The sequence below is a fragment of the Rathayibacter sp. AY1E6 genome (assembly GCF_002931115.1).
In the GTDB taxonomy this organism is placed as follows: domain Bacteria; phylum Actinomycetota; class Actinomycetes; order Actinomycetales; family Microbacteriaceae; genus Rathayibacter.
Map to the genome: position 1 here is coordinate 320,541 of NZ_PSVK01000003.1, position 16,108 is coordinate 336,648.

Here is a 16,108-nt window from a genome sequence, read left to right on the forward strand (position 1 = left end):
TCAGGGCTCGCTGGTCGCAGGGTCCGGTGACCCGGACTCCACCGTTCCGGACTGCTCCGCCTCGGGCTGCGGCGGCTCCGGCACCAGCTGGTAGCCGCCCTCGATCGTCCCGTCCGGGCGGAGCAGGATCTGCGTGTACACCGGGGCGCCGCTGCGGAGCGTCGTGCCGCTGACCCGGAGGGGCTCCCCGGCGAAGAACGCCTCCGAGCCGGTGCAGCCGGCGAAGAAGGACGCGTCCGGGCGCTGCACGGCGAGGCACACCGTGGTGCCGTTCGGCTCGGTGATCAGCAGGCGGTCGTTCTCGGCGGTGTCGAACCCGGAGCCGTAGACGACGGCCTCCCCGGCGAGCAGGGCGAGGCCCGGCGGGACGTCGGTGGTCGGCTCCCAGCCCTCGACGAGCGCGGCGAAGCGGTCGGCGGGATCCGCGGAGGCGGTCGGCGGGGCGACGGGGTCCGCGGGCGGAGGGAGGAGGAGCGCGGTGGGGACGATCGCGCCGACCGCGGCTCCGCCGACGATCGCGGCGGCGAGCACGAGGCGGCGGCGGCGGGGGTGCGGCGTCCGCGGGGCCGGCCGGTCGGGGTGCTCGGCGGGCGACTCCGGAGTCCCGGAGCCGGCGGTCGCCGACAGCGGGAGTGCGGTCGCGGGCAGGGGGAGAAGCGAGTCGGTCGCCGTCCAGGGATGCGCCGCGCCCGGCTGTGCCACGGACGGCGTGGCGCCGGTCTGCGCGCCGGACCGCGTCACTCCGGGAGGCGCGTCCTCCGCCTCCAGCTCGCCGAGCCGTCGCAGCGCCTCGCGCCGCTCGTCCCGGTCGGCGCCGTCGTCGCGGGGTCGGGCCGACAGGATCCGCTCGAGATCCCTGCGCTCGTCGTCCTCGGCCTGCACTCCGTCAGTATGGCGGCGCCGGACACGGGAACGGCCCGCGACCCCCGGGACTCCGCCTTTTCAGCGGTGTCCCGGTGGCCGCGGGCCGTTCCGGTGCGGGCGTCAGCCCGACGGGTTCTCGACCGGGTCGCCCTCGGGGTCGGTGGCCGTCTCGGGGTCGACGTGCTCGGGGTCGGTGGTCTGCGGGTCCTCGGGAGTGTTCTTCTCGGTCATCGGATCCTCCTTGTCGCTGGATGCGGAACGTGCGGACAGATTCCACGCTACGGCGGGAGCTCCGTGGAGCGCGCCCGGTTGACTCCGCCGCCCGGTGTCCGGAACCGAGGTCAGGAGCGGCGGATCCGCCCGAGCGGCCCGTCACGCTGCTTCCGGCCTCGGCTCCGGACGCCGCTCGCCTCAGCCGGCCCCTTCACCCGTGGCAGCCGCGGGCCTCCACCGCAAGGCCTGGCAGCGCTCTGTCGCGATTCGTACGCTGAACCCATCGAGCCGAGGAGCAGCAGCGCCACATGATCCGCACCACCGTCACCATCGAGGGCAAGACCTACGGGCTGTCCCAGGGGACCGACGTCGCCGAGCTGAAGCGGTCGGCGACCGAGGCGACGCAGGCCGGAGGAGGCCTCGTCGACTTCGTGATCGTGGGCAACCGCCAGGTCAGCGTCCTGATCTCGACAGGTGTTCCGGTGATCTTCGAGGAGCTCGAGGTGCCGGACGACGACCGCGACACCGGTGACGTCCACCAGCCGTGGGACGACATCGACTACCTCGACTGACCCCGTCCTCCCGGTCGCGCCGAGTCGCTGCCGGGTCCCAGACGCCTGAGGGGCGCCGCCGGCTGGACCCGGCGTCTCTCGGGCACCTCGTGCCGCGCTACTCCGCGGACTCGCTCTCGGCCAGCTCGCCCTCGACCAGCGTGCGGGCGGCCGAGGCGAGGGCCGAGCGGATGCGCTCCGCCGGCTCCTGCAGCATCGCCGCGATCGCGTCGACGTCGTGGCCGCCGGTGTGCCGGAGCAGCCAGGCCTGGCGCTCGAGCGTCGGCAGGGCGTGCAGGCGGCGGTGGAAGCCCGAGCGCAGCAGGTCGTCCTCGCGGATCGCCGGCGGGGCCTGCTCGGCGCGCTCCATCGCGGAGCCGCCGCGCTGCACGCTCGCGCGTCCGACCTCGGAGCGCATCAGGTCGAGGGCGCCCGTGTCGTCGAGTCCCTGCGGCCGTCCGCTGCGGACGGTGACCGCCGCGTGTCGGAGGGCGGCGCTCGCCGCGGAGTCCGACAGCGTGAGGCGGTAGGCGTACGCGTAGAGGCCGAGGGCGCGGTTCTCGAGGGCGCGGCCGGCGAGCAGCTCGCCCTGCTGCTGCGACTGCGTCATGCCGACGGCGGCGACGGGTCTGTCGTAGGTGGTCACGGTGACTCCTCGGCTCCGCGCGCTCCCGGTCGGGAAACGCGTCGGAGGCGATGCTAGGGAGTCGAGAACGATCGTTCTACCCTTGACATTTCAGAATCTTTTTCGATGCGTGCGCATGGAAGCGCTTTCCCGACAACCGTCCTGGAAAGTGGAAGCGCTCTCACTCCCGAGCGGAGAGGATGCAGAACTCGTTGCCCTCCGGGTCGGCGAGCACGACCCAGGACTGCTCGCCCTGCCCGACGTCGGACCGCGTCGCCCCCAGGCCGACCAGCCGCGCGACCTCCGCCTCCTGGTCGTCCGGCACGAAATCCAGGTGCAGCCGGTTCTTCACGGTCTTGCGCTCGGGCACGTCGAGGAAGAGCAGGCTCGGCCCGCGGCCCGACGGGGCGAGCAGCTCGATGCCGTCCTCGTCCTCGTCCACGACGTCCCAGCCGAGCGCCTCCTGCCACCAGTGCGCGAGGGTCCGGAAGTCGGTGCAGTCGACGATGATCTCTTCGAGTCGGAGGGCCATGCACCGACGCTAATCGGCGCGGGGCGTGTCGGGGAAGTGCGTCCGGCGGGTCCGCGCGGCGCCGCGGCTCCGTCCGGCCGTGTCGTCCGCGGGACGGGTGCCCGTGCCGGTTCGGCACGACGGCTGGCGGCCGGAGCGGCGGCGCGGCATCCTCGACGCGGGTGCCCCTGCGCCCGGGGACGAGGAGCAGCATGAGCACCGCACGCGAGCAGTGGGAGGCGCGCTACGCCGACTCCGATCGGATCTGGTCGGGCCGGCCGAACGCGACGCTGGTCGGGCTGGTCGGCCCGGTGCCGCCGGGCCGCGCCCTCGACCTCGGCGCCGGCGAGGGGGCGGACGCGCTGTGGCTGGCGTCGCTCGGCTGGCGCGTGACCGGGCTCGACCTCTCCGAGACGGCGCTGGGCCGGGCGCGCGCGGCCGCGGCCGAGCGGGGCGCCGACGTGGACTTCGTGCAGGCCGACCTCGCCGAGGACTGGCCGGTCGTGGGGGAGTTCGATCTGGTGACGGCGAGCTTCCTGCACTCGATGGCCGAGTTCCCGCGGATCGACGTGCTGCGGCGGGCGGCCTCCGTCGTCGCTCCCGGCGGCCGCCTCGCCGTCGTCTCGCACGCCGCGCCCCCGCCGTGGGCGAGCGGCGACGACCACCGCCACGGAGCGATGCACCTCGTCGGCCCCGAGGAGGAGCTCGCCGAGCTGGCCCTCGACCCCGCCGAGTGGACCGCGGAGCTCGTCGAGACGAGGGAGCGCGCCGTGACCGCTCCCGACGGCACGGCAGCCGTGCTCCTGGACGGCGTGCTGCTCCTGCAGAGACGCGGCTGAGCAGGCGCCGCTCGAGGACCCGCGGCCGGGCTAGCGTGGTCCGCGACCCCGACCCCGCAGGAGGCGCCGATGCCGCTCGATCCGTACCTCGCCGCCCGGCTGCCCCTCCTGGCCGGCCTCGCGTATCCGCTCGACGCCGAGCAGGCCGCCCGCATGGCCGCGTTCGAGGAGGATCCGGGGGCCTGGTCGCTGCCCGAGGGGATCGACGTCGTCACGGAGACCGCGTCCGGCCCGCACGGACCGGTCCCGCTGCGCGTGTACTCGCCCGCCGCGCCCGAGCGCGCTCTGCTCTGGGTGCACGGAGGAGGATTCGCCGCCGGCAGCGTCGACATGCGCGAGTCGCACGTCGTCGCGGCGGAGCTCGCGCACCGGGCGCGGGCCCGGGTCGTCTCCGTCGACTACCGGCTCGCCGGCCCCGACGTCCGCTACCCCGTCCCGCTCGACGACGTGCACGCCGCCTGGCGGCACCTCCGCAGCACGGAGTCCGGATCCACGCCCGTCGCGATCGGCGGCGCGAGCGCGGGAGCGGCCCTGGCCCTCGGCGCGGTCCTCCGCGAGCGCGACGCCGGTGCGCGGCTGCCGGAGCACGTGCTCCTGGCCTACCCCTTCGCCCACTTCCCCAACCCCGCCGTCGACGACGCGATCGCGGCCGAGCTGCGCGAGCTGCCGCCGGTCCTCCGCTTCCCTCCGTCGAGCATCGAGGGCATGGTGCGCACCTACCTCGGGCGGATCTCCGACCTCCCCGTCGAGGCGCTGCCCGGCTCCGCGCCGCTGGCGGGTCTGCCTCCGGTCACGGTTGTCGTGAACGAGTACGACGAGCTGCGGGGGTCGGCGGAGCTGCTCCTGCGCCAGCTCGCGGAGGCGGGCGTCGCCGTGACCGGGCACCTGGCCGCCGGCATGCCCCACGGGCACCTCAACCGGACGCCGGCGCTGCCCGAGGTCGACCGCTCGCTGCACCTCTTCGCCGCCCAGCTGCGCGCGATGGGCTGAGGCGCCCGGCCCCGTTTCGTCCGCTCCGCCCCGCTCAGCTCAGGCGCGGTCGGCCCCGCCCCGTCTCACTCCGCTCAGGCGCGGTCGTGCAGGGTGACGTGGTACCCGTCCGGGTCGGCGAAGGTGAAGGTGCGCCCGAACGGGCCGTCGATCGGAGCCGCGACGACGGGGTGCCCGTCGGCGACGAGCGCGTCGTGGATCTCCTGCACGCCGGTCGCGTGCAGCCAGATCGCGGCGCCCACCCCGGGGCGGGAGGCGGAGTCGAGGTCGGTGCCGGGCGCGAGATCGCGTAGGGCGAAGGCGATCGGAGTCGTCGTGAAGACGACGGCGTGCGGCGGGCCGGCGGGCGAGCGGACCAGGCCGAGGTACTGCTCGTAGAACGCCTGGGACGCCGCGAGGTCGCGGACCTGGAGCGAGACGAAGTCGGGGCCGGTGACGGGCATGGGGTTCCTCCTCGGTTGTGTCAGCTTTCTGACACACAGGAGCGTATGTCAGAATACTGACATGAGTCAAGACGGCATCGACCTCGAGACCTCGCTCGGCTACCTCCTCAAGGAGGCGTCGAGCGCCCTGCGCGCGGCGATGGAGGCCGTGCTCCGCCCGCTCGGGATGACGGTCACCCACTACTCCTGCCTCGAGCTCCTCGCCCAGCGGCCGGGCCTCTCGAACTCGGAGCTCGCGCGGGGCGCCTTCGTCACCCGGCAGTCGATGAACGTCCTGCTGCAGACTCTGGAGCGCGACGGCGTCGTCACCCGCCCCGACGCGGCTCCGGTCGGCAAGGCGCTCCCCGCCCGGCTCACCGAGCGCGGACGCCGGAGCCTGGCCGAGGCGTCCGCCGCCGTCCGCGGGGTGGAGCTGCGGATGCTGGAGGGGCTCGCGGAGGAGGAGCGGCAGGCGGCGGCGCGCCTGCTCCGCGGAATGATCCGGTCGCTGCGGGCGGACGACCGCGCCTGAGGGGCGCTGTTCCGCCGTCTGTAGGAACGAGGGCCGCCCGCTCGCCGGTACGGTCGCGCTCATGGCAGCAGGAGGAGCGGTGCGCCCGCTCGACGTCGGGATCGTCGGCGGCTCGATCGGCGGACTGTTCGCCGCGGCCCTGCTCGTTGGCGACGGGCACCGCGTGACGGTCCTCGAGCGGTCGGCGACGGGGCTGTCGCGGCGGGGAGCCGGGCTGGTGGCCCAGCAGGACCTGATCGACCTCCTGCACGCGATCGGCCGCGACGACGAGGCGCGGGTCGGCGTCGTCGCGCACGAGCGGATCACCCTCGACCGCTCCGGGCGCGTGATCGGCCGCGACCCCTCCCCGCAGACGCAGGTGTCGTGGGACCACCTCTACGACACGCTCCGCTCGCGGATCCCCGCCGACCGCTACCTCCTCGGCCACGCCGTCGCCGGGGTGCGCCCCTCGACCGGGACGGACCCGGTCGTCGTCGAGCTGCGCGACGGGAGCGGCCTGGAGTTCGACGTCGTCCTCGGAGCCGACGGCCTCGGATCCGTCGTGCGCGCGGCGGTCGCGCCCGAGGCGCCGGGGAACCGCTACGCCGGCTACTCGACCTGGCGCGGGCTGATCCCGGAGTCGGCGCTCCCCGCCGAGGCCGCGGCGACTCTGCTCGGACGCTTCGCCTTCTACACCGCGCCCGGCGAGCACATGCTCGGCTACCTCGTCCCCGGACCCGCCGGCGAGGTGGAGCCTGGCCGTCGGCGCTACAACTGGGTCTGGTACCGGCCCCTCTCGGAGGAGGCCCTCCGCGGAGTGATGACGGCGTCCGGCCGTCCGCCGGAGAGCGTGTCCCTCGCGCCCGGCGATCTCGCCCACGACCTCCGCCGCCGGCTCGAGGAGGACGCGCTCGACCGCCTGCCGCCGCCCTTCGCGGCCGCCGTCCTGGCCGAGCCGCAGCCCTTCCTGCAGGCGATCGTCGACTACGTCCCGCCGCGGACGGTCCGCGGCCGGGTCGCCCTCCTCGGTGACGCCGCCGTGACGGTGCGGCCGCACACGGCCATGGGCGCGGCCAAGGCGGCGGGCGACGCGCTGGCCCTCGCCGCCTCCCTCGCGCGGCACCCGGTCGACGAGGCGCTCGAGCGCTACGAGGCCGAGCGGCTCCCCGTCGGCCGCGCTATCGCCGAGTACGGCAGGCGCCTGGGCCGCTCGATCCCGCTGCTGTCCGAGTGACCGCAGTAGCATGCGCCCGGCCGAACCCGGATCGACGGCGCGAGCCGATCCTCGGTCGGAGCGGACATGGCTCGCGCTCGCCCTTCAGCGTGCAGGGTCCGATGCGCTGCCCGGCGGCGACTCGAAGGGAAGCTGGAACGGGGGTTCGCAGCATCGCATGGTCGCCACCACGTGGCGCCGGCGCGGACGATTGCAGTCGATAGCGACGAATTAGGTTTCGGCTAGAGGTGACTATCATCGGCTAGATGTTGCCTGAGCAGAACCCCTACAGCCCTGGATCCGGTCGGCGGCCGCCCGAGCTCGTTGGTCGGACTGGCGAGCTCGAAGCGTTCGACACGATCCGCGCTCGTGTCACGCATGGAATGAGCGATCGCGGCATCGTCCTCACGGGCCTCCGCGGCGTCGGCAAGACGGTGCTGTTGAACGAGATGCACCGCATGGCGGAGTCGTTCGAGTGGCTCACGGTGCGCCTCGAGGCGCGTCGGGATGAAGGCGGCGCGCGGGCCGTACGGCGTGCCCTGGCTCGAGAGCTCGTCGTGTCCGCTCGCAAGCTCACCCGCTCGAAGCCGACGGCGCTGATGCGAGAAGCACTCGGCACGATCTCCTCGTTCAATGCGAAGGTCGGTGCAACGGGGATCGAACTCGGAGTCGCACTCAACGACGGACGTGCCGACTCCGGCGACGCTGAAGTCGACCTCCTCGAGCTCGTCGAAGACGTTTCCACCGCTCTGGGGGAGCGTCGTCGTGCCTTCGGTGTGTTCGTCGATGAGATGCAGGACCTCGATGCGGAGACGATGGGTGCGCTCATCGCCGCTCAGCATGCGGCGAACCAGCGGGAGTGGCCGTTCTACATCATCGCCGCCGGCCTCCCGAATCTCCCCCGTGTCCTCACCGAGACGCGTTCGTACGCCGAGCGCCTCTTCAACTACCGACAGATAGGCACCTTCTCTCGCGACGATGCGGCGCACGCTCTCCGAGAGCCCGCGGAGCGGCTCGGCGCTGAGTTCGCTCCCGATGCGCTCGAGATTCTCCTCGAAGCCGCAGGCGGCTACCCGTACTTCATTCAGGAGTACGGGCAGGCCGCATGGAACCTCTCCAGTCGTCTTGTCACTCTGGCCGACGCCACGGCAGCAGTGCAGTACGGGACCGAACAGCTCGATGCCGGATTCTTCCGCTCACGATGGCAGCGAGCCACGCGCTCAGAGCGACGAATGCTCCGCGCCATGGCAGCCGACGGTGAGGGACCCTCCTCCACCGCTCTCGTCACGCAGCGAATGGGTATCCCGACAACCAGCCTCGGGCCCTACCGTGCCGCGCTCATCAGCAAAGGACTGGTCTACTCACCCGAGCACGGCCAGATCGCCTTCACGGTCCCCGGCATGGCTGGATACGTCGACCGCCACCACGAGGACCTCGACGACGGGAGCCCGAGCGTCTGAAGTCGACCAGACGTCTCCTCTCTCAAGGGCTCGGAGTCCGGTCGCGTACGGGACGTCGCAGAACAGTAGGCCTGGGGAGGCATCAAGACGGAGAACCAGGGACGGCCCTGATCTTCCGGCTGGTCTCCTCAGGTGAGCCGAGGTCCGTGCTCGTCACGAGTTCATCCGCCGCCCCCGCCTGGCCGCTCCCCGCCGTCCGCCGCGCGTCCCTTGCTCCTCGACCGCGGAGACGGCACCCTCGGGTGACGGCCCACGGCGAAGGAGACGCATGGACGACGACGGACTCCTGGCTGCGCTGCTGCGGGGACGGCCGGCGACGCTGGCCGACGCGGCGGAGCTGACCCACATCGACGAGGCCGAGGTCGCCGCGGCGATCGAGCGGCTCCGCGGCCGGGGGCTCATGGGCGGCGAGGGCGAGCAGCTCGATTTCCCGGCGCCGATGGAGTGGGCGGCCGCGGCCATCGCCCGGCACACCGAGTCGGCGCGGCGGGCGGGCAGGGAGTCCCTGGACGGGATCGAGCGCGTCGTCGCGGGCCTGCCGATGCTGCTCGGCGCCTGGCGGGTCGGCGAGGACACGTCGGATCCCGTGCCGACCCTCCTCCGCCACGGGCCGCACGCGTCCGAGGACCTCTGGTTCGACCTGGTGCGCCGCGACTCCGGCTCGCTCGTGGCGGTGCTCCCGAACGTGGAGCGGTTCCTCGATCCGCCGACGGAGCGGGCGATCCGCTTCGGGCACGCGCTCGCGGCGAAGGACCGGGTGCGCGTCATCATGCCGGCCGCCGGCGCGCGCGACCCCCGGGTGCTCGCCCGGGTGGAGGCGTACCAGGCGGCGGGCGTCGAGTACCGGCTCCTCGAGAGCCCGCCGAGCTGGTTCTGGGTCGACGGCGACCACCTCGCCGTCCCGTTCGAGTGGGGCGAGACGAAGCCGACCAGCGTGCTCGGCGTGCGCCATGCGGCGCTGGCCGGTCTGGTCGAGTCGTACTTCGAGGTGCTGTGGCGGCAGGCCGCTCCGATCGGAGCCGTCGACCAGAGCTGGCTGCCGCTGCTCCGGCTGATGCGCCAGGGCGTCACGCTCGAGACCGCGTCGCACCGGCTCGGCATGAATCCGCGGACCGGCCGCCGCCGCGTGGCCGCCGCGATGGAGCACTACGGAGTGGCGACGCTCTTCGCGCTCGGTACGGCGTGGGCGGCGGACTCGCGCACCCGCGACGGCGACGCCGGTGCCGGAGAGCCGGTGCTCGATGATCCGGAGGCGCTCGAGCCGGGAGCGCTGGACGACGGCGAGATCGACCTCGCCGAGACGGTGCCGCGCGATTGAGCTCCCGCGGGACCGAGCCGTGCGGCCGACCCCTCGACGCCTTCGGGTGGCAATGAGGAGTCGGCCGATGCGCCCGCCCGGGCACCTCTCCAGCGTCCGGACGTGACCACAGCGGGGACAAGAGCCTGTAGCGGACACGTCCGGAAGAGGACACCGCACCCGGGAGCGGATCGCGGGCGCTCCCGCTCGGAGGCGGGCGCGTGCCAGGCTTGCCGCATGGATCTCGAGGTGCGGCCGGGGCTCGTCGTCCCCGCATCGGAGCTGCAGTGGCGGTTCTCGCGCTCCTCCGGGCCCGGCGGGCAGCACGTGAACACCTCCGACAGCCGCGTGCAGCTCACCTGGAGCGTCGAGGAGTCGACGGCCCTCTCGGACGAGCAGCGCTCGCGTCTGCTCGAGCGCCTCGGGCGGCGGCTCGTCTCCGGAGCGGTCACCGTCACGGTGGCGCAGCAGCGCTCGCAGCTGCGCAACCGCGAGACGGCCCTCGAGATGCTCCGCGGGATCATCACCGCGGCCCTCGCGCCGCCCTCCGCCCCGCGGCGCCCGACCCGGCCCACGCGCGGCTCCACCCGCCGCCGGCTCGCCGCGAAGCAGCAGCGCTCCGAGACGAAGCAGCAGCGCCGGCGGCCGCCCGGCGACTGAGCGGAGCCGCGGGGCCCGCCTGGCGGTTGCGCGGAGTCGCAGGGTCCGCCCACAGGCTGCGCGGAGCCACGGGCCCCGGTCGCGCCGGACCCGGCTCAGGGAGTGAAGAACGCCTCGATCGCCGCGGTCAGGGCGACCAGGTCGTCCACGTGGGCGAGCTCGCGCGCCGAGTGCATCGAGAGCAGCGGCACTCCCACGTCGACCGTGGAGATGCCGAGCCGGGTCGCGGTCAGCGGGCCGATCGTCGATCCGCACGGCACCGAGTTGTTCGAGACGAACTCCTGGTACCCGACCCCGGCGCGCTCGCAGACGCCCGCCCACAGCGCCGCACCGCGCGCATCCGTCGCGTAGCGCTGCGTCGCGTTGATCTTGAGCAGCGGCCCCTTCCCGGCGACCGGCTGGTTCGCCGGGTCGTACTTCTCGGAGTAGTTGGGGTGCACCGAGTGGCCCGCATCGGCCGAGAGGCACCAGGAGGCGGCGATCGCCCGGGCGCGCTCGTCGACGCCGGCGCCGAGGGCCGTGCCGATGCGCGAGAGGACGTCCTCGAGGAACGGCCCGCTCGCTCCGGACCGGCTCGCCGAGCCGAGCTCCTCGTGGTCGAAGGCGGCGAGCACGCTGATGTGCGCGGGCGGCGCCGCGGGATCGGCGCTCGCCGCGAGGAGTGCGACGAGGCCGGCGTGCACGGAGCTGAGATCGTCCATCCGCCCGGCGGCGAGGAACATCTCGTCGAGGCCGAAGCGGCGCGGCGCCTGCGTGTCGGCGGTGAGCAGGTCGTAGCCGGCGATGTCGGAGGCGTCGTCGAGCCCGGCGTGCGCGGCGAGCAGCTGGAGCAGGTCGACCTCGGAGGCGTCGCCGACGCCGAACACGGGGACGGTGTGCTTCTGGCGGTCGAGGGTGAGTCCCTCGTTCGCCGTGCGGTCGAGGTGGATCGCGAGCTGCGGGATCCGCAGCAGCGGGCCGGTCCGGAGCAGGCGCGTCGAGCCGTCGCGGGTGACCACGCGCCCGGCCAGCTCGAGCTCGCGGTCGAGCCAGGAGTTGAGCAGCGGGCCGCCGTAGATCTCGACGCCGGCCTGCAGCCAGCCCTTCGAACCGATCGTCGGCCGGGGCTTGAGCATGAAGCCGGGGGAGTCGGTGTGGGCGCCCAGGATGCGGAAGGGCGTGGTCGCCCCGGAGCCCTCGGGCAGGTGCCAGGCGATGATCGCGCCGTCGCGGACGACGTAGTACCGGCCGGGCCCCGCGGGCCACGCCTGCGTCTCGTCCAGCCCCGTGAATCCGGCTCCCTCGAGGCGCCGTGCCGCCTCGGCGGCCGCGTGGTACGAGGAGGGGGAGGCGGTCAGGAACTCGGCGAAGTCGGCGATGTGGTCGTCACGCGTGGTCATCCCTCCAGTGAAGCACGCGGCGCGGCCGGGACGGGGAGGGTGCCGGGGGAGCCCCTGCGGCGGCCGTCACGGCCGGGCAGGGGCACCCCGGGGCGGAGGGTCAGCGCCGGGTCAGGTCGACGTCGGCCTCCGCGGCGATCGCCTTGATCAGCGCCGAGGCGTTCTCCCCGCCGAAGCCGGCGGCCATCGCCTCGTCGATGTAGTGGCGGGCCGTCGCGACGCCGGGGACGGGTGCGCCGACGCTGTCCGCGTAGGCCTGGATCAGCCCCGCGTCCTTCTGCATCAGCGCGAGGGCGAAGGACGGCGAGTAGTCGCCGGCGACAGCCTGCTCGACCCGCTGCGGGCGTCGCACTTCCCCGTTCGAGTCCGCGACGGCCGAGGACGCGGTCATCACGGACGCGGAGTTCAAGTCAGTTGCCGCGGATCTGATGAACATCCGCAGCACGATCGGGTACGTCTCGAGCAACCTCAACCAGCTCGCCCCTCGGTGGCGCCAGCGGGCGAGGGCTGATGCGCAGAAGTTGTGCGCGGGAAGAGGTGCTGAACCGCTCGTCGCCGCGTGAGGAGGGGGCGACGAGCGGTTCAGCGCTGGTCTTTCGGGTGTCGTTAGCGCACGACTCCGTCGATCTCGAAGCTGTCGAAGCTGCCGGCGAGGTACGGGTCGGGGAACTGTGACTTGCCGAGGAAGTTGCCGCTGGTGCGGCCTAGGTCCTTCGGAGCGAGCGGCATGGCGGTGTTCTGCCCGACCTGCACTCCGTTGGCGAAGATCGTTCCCGTCGTCGTGCCGTTCGTATTCGCCTTGAAGGTCACCTTGATCTCGGTCCACTGCCCAGCGGGCATCGTGAAGTTCGTCGAGATCCGTGTCTCCGCTCCATTACCGGAGGTCGTGAGGGCGAGCCCTAGCTTCCCGTCAGTCGACTTCGGCGTGAGGAACACGTACTTCTGGGTGCTGCTGCCGAAGTCGAACAGCCGGCTGAAGGTGGAGATCGAATCGACCTTCACCCTCATCGAGATGGTCAGGTCCTTCGAGCGTGACAGGATGTCCGACGGCAGCTGGGCGAAGGCCCCGTCGCTTCCGTTCAGCCGCAGCACGCTCGCCGTGCCGTCGGTGGCGGTTGCCGCCGTCCCCTTGAGCGCGAGCGCGTTGCCGTTGCCGGAGGCGTCGGGGACGGTGCCGTTCGACGATGAGTCGAAGGTGTAGGTCACCCAGTCGGCCGGGAGCGGCTGCAGGGCTTGAACGGTCACGGACACCGTGTCGGTGGTCGCAAGGACGCCGTCGCTTGCCCGGAGTGCGAACACGTAGCTGCCGGCGGTACTCACCGACGCAGACGTGCGGCGAGCAGTCGGCGACGCGAAGGTCGCGGTGGCACCGGCAGGAGCAGACTGCACGCTCCACTGCGTCGTCAGGGTTCCGTTCGGCGAGCCGAGTCCGTCGTCGGAGGCGGATCCGCTGAGCTGGATCGGATCGAGTCCGAGGGACAGCCCGGCCTGGTCGGGTCCGGCGTTGACGGTCGGCGCCGCATTCGCGCCCGGGGCGGTCGAGACCAGGTGGACGATGTACGTGCTGCCGGCGGGCGCATCGAACGGGACGCGGACCGGCGCGGGAAGCGTTCCCGCGAGAGAGGCGGGCCGGTAGACGTTGACGGTGCGCTGGCGCACGCCGTTCACGATGACCGCGTAGCTGCCCTGCGCGAGGCCGCTGACCTCCGCGATGCCGGAGTGTGCGGTGCCGGTGCGGTTGAGCATGTCCAGGCGCAGGTCGGCGCTGTTCGAGCCGACGATCGCCTGCGAGTAGGCGTCGTTCTCGAGGTCGACCGACAGCTGCTGGGTCACCAGGTTGAGGCGGCGCTGCAGGCCGTCCTTCGGGATGACGGTGGTGGAGTAGGCGTCCCGCGAGACGTCCGCTCCGTATCCGACGACTCCGAAGATCGGGTCATCGGTGACGACGTCGGCGCTGAGGGTCTGCAGGGTGCCCCACAGTCCGAGATCGCTCTCGCCGGTCATGCCCCGCCAGCCGTTGTTCAGCTTGACGTTCGCGCCTCCGCCGACCCCGAGGGTGCCGAGGTTGCCGCGCTCGGCCTGGTACGACCACGATGCGGCTCCGATGTTGGCCGGCGCGTTGCTGATCTGGCCGGAGTTGATGGTCGCGAGTCCTGCGACCTTGCCGGCGTAGTTCAGGCGCTGCAGCTCGGCGCGGCGCGCGGCGGTGATGGCCGTGGTTCCGGTCTCGAGTGCTGCGGTGTGGTTGATGTAGTCGTCCATCGTGTAGCCGGCGAGGGAGGCGCTGTACTGGAACTGCCACCAGTTCTCGCCCGTGATGGTGGTGGGGTCGGAGTACCAGTACCAGACGGGCATGCGTCCGCGGGCGGCCTCCGTCTTGGCGACGATGTCGCGCATGACGCGCAGGGCGTTCGTCTTGTCGTCGTTCACATTGAGCTTGGCGAGGGTGTAGACCGCCTCCTCCCCCGTGTTGTCGTAGCTGTACTCGGAGCCGTAGGGGTAGGCGTTGGAGGAGAAGTTGGCGTACTTGATCGCCATCTTCGCTTCGATGTCGTTGGCCTGCGTGTCCAGTCCCTCGGCGCGCAATGCGGCGATGAGATCGGGTGTCGAGAGCTCACCCATGAGTCCGGTCTCCCAGTTGTAGGCGACGGGTCCCTCGTAGAGCTCCTTGAAGATCCCGTAGGCCGTCGTCAGGTACCACTGAGCGGGGTGGGCGTAGGCGATCGCGGAGGGGTTCTGCTTGGCGATGTTGTACATGCCGAAGAACGTGTTGTAGACGTGCGGGTAGGCGTAGCCGCGGTAGCCGGGCGTGGTGTTCAGGCTGCCGGGCTTCCCCTGCTCCCAGAAGTCGTAGACGGTGTACTTCGGCGCGGCGCTGGGCGACGTGTTCCCCATCAGGTTCTCCCAGACGGCCTTCTGGAGGTAGTCGTCGAGGGCCTTGATCTGGGTGGCGTCGGGCAGGGCGACGAGCTTCTCCGCGAGGAACTGGCCGTGCGGGAGTCCCCAGTCGTCGCCGAGCCCGTAGTAGCCGGCGTACTCGTTGCGGCGGCCCTGAGGGGCGTTCGTCGTGGTGGCGAGGCTGCCGTCGGGGGCGTTCATCATCCAGTCGTCGAAGGTGTAGTTGCGGATGTCGCTCGCGGAGAGTCCGTCGGACGGCTTCCACTGGGTCTTCTCGACCATGAACTTCGCATGCGTGTCGAGGAGTCCCGCGACACTGTCGATCACGGAGAACTGGAGGACGGACTGCCGCGCGGCGCCGGTCTGGTCCGTGTACGAGACGGTGACGTCGTTGGCGCCCAGCTGCGTGCGGTCGAAGGTCATCCCGTAGATCCGGTAGTCGCCGTTGCTCCGGGAGAACGTCACGACGGGGTTCGTGGGCGCTGACCCCTTGAGGTCGTTGCGGTTGCGCGCGGTGACTGACGTGATGGTGCCCTTGATCCGGAACGCCATCTCTGCGCGCCTGTCGATGGGCACGATGAGTCCGGGGACGACCGTGGTGTCGAGCAGCCCTCGATCGAACATCGTCTGCTTGAGTGCTGCGTCGTCATCGACCTTGCCGATGCGATAGGTGTAGCTCTTCGTCGCGCCCGGCGCGATGGCGACACTGGTGGAGCTGAGGTAGCCGCGGTTGGTCTTCTGGATCGCGGTGGAGTGCGGGTAGTAGATGTTGAGGCCCTTGATGTTCGAGCTCTCGTTCGCCGAGTTCCAGGCCCAGGAGGTGTTGCCGACTTCCTCGGTGCGCCAGCGGTCCTGGTACTCGAAGCCGGAGCCGGATGCGGTGTCGGCGGTCATGGCGATGAACGGGCCCTGGCCGCTGGGACGCTCGAGAGTGACGTAGGAGCCGTTCTTACCCACGTAGGAGTGTGTGAGGACCCGGGTCTCGTAGATCGAGTCGCCCTGCCTCCATAGCTCGTTGCCGGGAACGGGGACACCCCAGTCGCCGATGACGAGCTGCGTGGCCGCGGTGTTCTTGACGTCCTGCTTCCAGACCAGGGAGCCGTCGGAGGCGAGAGAGTACGTCTCGGTGACGGTGAAGCCCTTCACGCCTTCCGCGTTGGTGGAGTTCTGGTGGGTGACCGTCACACTGCTCGACGTCGCCGAGACGGTGCGGCCGTCGGCCGACTGGGAGGTCCACGCGGTCTTCCAGGGGTTCGCGCCGACACCGGTGGTCGACACTGCTCCCGTGCCGTTCGCGTAGGAGAACATCAGGTTCCCGAACCACTGGCGGTACTTGCTGTTCGTCTCGCGGGCCTGCTCCGGAGCGCTGTCCGGGTTCATCAGGTATTCGGTGTCGTGTAGGTCGCCGACGATCTTGAGCGACTGCATCGACCCGTCCGCGGCGAAGCTCGCGCGGATCTTGTCGGAGGCGAGCGTGTAGGGGTAGCTGGTGGCGGCGTCGGCGGTCTGGCCGACCACCACCGATCCTGCTGCGGCGATGACGCCGATCGTGAGTGCCGCGAGCAGCCGAGAGGCTCTGCGTGAGAGGAGGGACATGTCCTGCCTTCTTCGTCGAAGTGCGGATGCGGTGACCGGCGGCCGCCGCAGAGGAGCGAGGATCCGCCCGGCGGTGGGA

General features: G+C 72.0%; 15 protein-coding genes. 8 read left to right on the forward strand and 7 right to left on the reverse strand.

Annotation, left to right across the window (positions count from 1 at the left end; translation table 11 throughout):
- Positions 1–882, reverse strand: a complete 882-nt coding sequence (locus C5C46_RS05000; protein WP_104225853.1) for a hypothetical protein — start codon at positions 880–882, stop codon at positions 1–3.
- Between the two features lie 503 nt (positions 883–1,385).
- Here C5C46_RS05000 and C5C46_RS05005 point away from each other — a divergent pair.
- Entirely contained in the window at positions 1,386–1,649 is a 264-nt protein-coding gene (locus tag C5C46_RS05005; RefSeq protein WP_104224053.1) for a hypothetical protein, read from the forward strand.
- A gap of 97 nt (positions 1,650–1,746) precedes the next feature.
- On the opposite strand, the gene C5C46_RS05010 is transcribed toward C5C46_RS05005, so the two are convergent.
- Both C5C46_RS05010 and C5C46_RS05015 read right to left on the reverse strand, forming a co-directional pair.
- The gene (locus C5C46_RS05010) at positions 1,747–2,274 is read right to left on the reverse strand and encodes a hypothetical protein (protein ID WP_104224052.1); all 528 of its coding nucleotides are present in this window, start codon (positions 2,272–2,274) and stop codon (positions 1,747–1,749) included.
- 160 nt (positions 2,275–2,434) lie between these two features.
- On the reverse strand, positions 2,435–2,785 hold the full coding sequence (locus C5C46_RS05015; protein WP_104225854.1) for a VOC family protein: 351 nt from the start codon (positions 2,783–2,785) through the stop codon (positions 2,435–2,437).
- Between the two features lie 191 nt (positions 2,786–2,976).
- On the opposite strand from C5C46_RS05015, the gene C5C46_RS05020 reads away from it, so the two are divergent.
- Both C5C46_RS05020 and C5C46_RS05025 read left to right on the forward strand, forming a co-directional pair.
- A complete protein-coding gene (locus C5C46_RS05020; RefSeq protein ID WP_104225855.1) occupies positions 2,977–3,603 on the forward strand; it encodes a class I SAM-dependent methyltransferase in 627 nt (208 codons plus the stop codon).
- Between the two features lie 69 nt (positions 3,604–3,672).
- A complete protein-coding gene (locus tag C5C46_RS05025) occupies positions 3,673–4,593 on the forward strand; it encodes an alpha/beta hydrolase fold domain-containing protein (RefSeq protein WP_104225856.1) in 921 nt (306 codons plus the stop codon).
- A 74-nt stretch (positions 4,594–4,667) separates the two neighbouring features.
- On the opposite strand, the gene C5C46_RS05030 is transcribed toward C5C46_RS05025, so the two are convergent.
- Positions 4,668–5,036 carry a VOC family protein gene (locus C5C46_RS05030; protein WP_104225857.1) on the reverse strand — a complete coding sequence of 123 codons (369 nt, stop codon included), beginning with the start codon at positions 5,034–5,036 and terminating at the stop codon, positions 4,668–4,670.
- A gap of 61 nt (positions 5,037–5,097) precedes the next feature.
- On the opposite strand from C5C46_RS05030, the gene C5C46_RS05035 reads away from it, so the two are divergent.
- The 5 genes from C5C46_RS05035 to arfB all read left to right on the forward strand — a co-directional run bounded on the left by C5C46_RS05035 (position 5,098) and on the right by arfB (position 10,156).
- The gene (locus C5C46_RS05035) at positions 5,098–5,547 is read left to right on the forward strand and encodes a MarR family winged helix-turn-helix transcriptional regulator (protein ID WP_104225858.1); all 450 of its coding nucleotides are present in this window, start codon (positions 5,098–5,100) and stop codon (positions 5,545–5,547) included.
- A 61-nt stretch (positions 5,548–5,608) separates the two neighbouring features.
- Positions 5,609–6,760 (forward strand): FAD-dependent monooxygenase, encoded by a 1,152-nt coding sequence (locus tag C5C46_RS05040; RefSeq protein ID WP_219812262.1) that lies wholly within the window; start codon positions 5,609–5,611, stop codon positions 6,758–6,760.
- A 245-nt stretch (positions 6,761–7,005) separates the two neighbouring features.
- On the forward strand, positions 7,006–8,199 hold the full coding sequence (locus C5C46_RS05045; protein WP_104225860.1) for an ATP-binding protein: 1,194 nt from the start codon (positions 7,006–7,008) through the stop codon (positions 8,197–8,199).
- 268 nt (positions 8,200–8,467) lie between these two features.
- The gene (locus C5C46_RS05050) at positions 8,468–9,517 is read left to right on the forward strand and encodes a hypothetical protein (protein WP_104225861.1); all 1,050 of its coding nucleotides are present in this window, start codon (positions 8,468–8,470) and stop codon (positions 9,515–9,517) included.
- Between the two features lie 216 nt (positions 9,518–9,733).
- A complete protein-coding gene (arfB, locus tag C5C46_RS05055; RefSeq protein WP_104225862.1) occupies positions 9,734–10,156 on the forward strand; it encodes an alternative ribosome rescue aminoacyl-tRNA hydrolase ArfB in 423 nt (140 codons plus the stop codon).
- Positions 10,157–10,251: 95 nt separating this feature from the next.
- On the opposite strand, the gene C5C46_RS05060 is transcribed toward arfB, so the two are convergent.
- The 3 genes from C5C46_RS05060 to C5C46_RS05070 form a co-directional block, all read right to left on the reverse strand.
- Positions 10,252–11,535: a M18 family aminopeptidase gene (locus C5C46_RS05060; RefSeq protein WP_104225863.1), complete on the reverse strand. Its 1,284-nt coding sequence runs from the start codon at positions 11,533–11,535 to the stop codon at positions 10,252–10,254.
- A gap of 100 nt (positions 11,536–11,635) precedes the next feature.
- Entirely contained in the window at positions 11,636–11,971 is a 336-nt protein-coding gene (locus C5C46_RS05065) for an NAD-binding protein (RefSeq protein WP_104250481.1), read from the reverse strand.
- Positions 11,972–12,141: 170 nt separating this feature from the next.
- Positions 12,142–16,029: a DUF5695 domain-containing protein gene (locus C5C46_RS05070; protein ID WP_104225864.1), complete on the reverse strand. Its 3,888-nt coding sequence runs from the start codon at positions 16,027–16,029 to the stop codon at positions 12,142–12,144.
- Between the last annotated feature and the right edge of the window lie 79 nt (positions 16,030–16,108).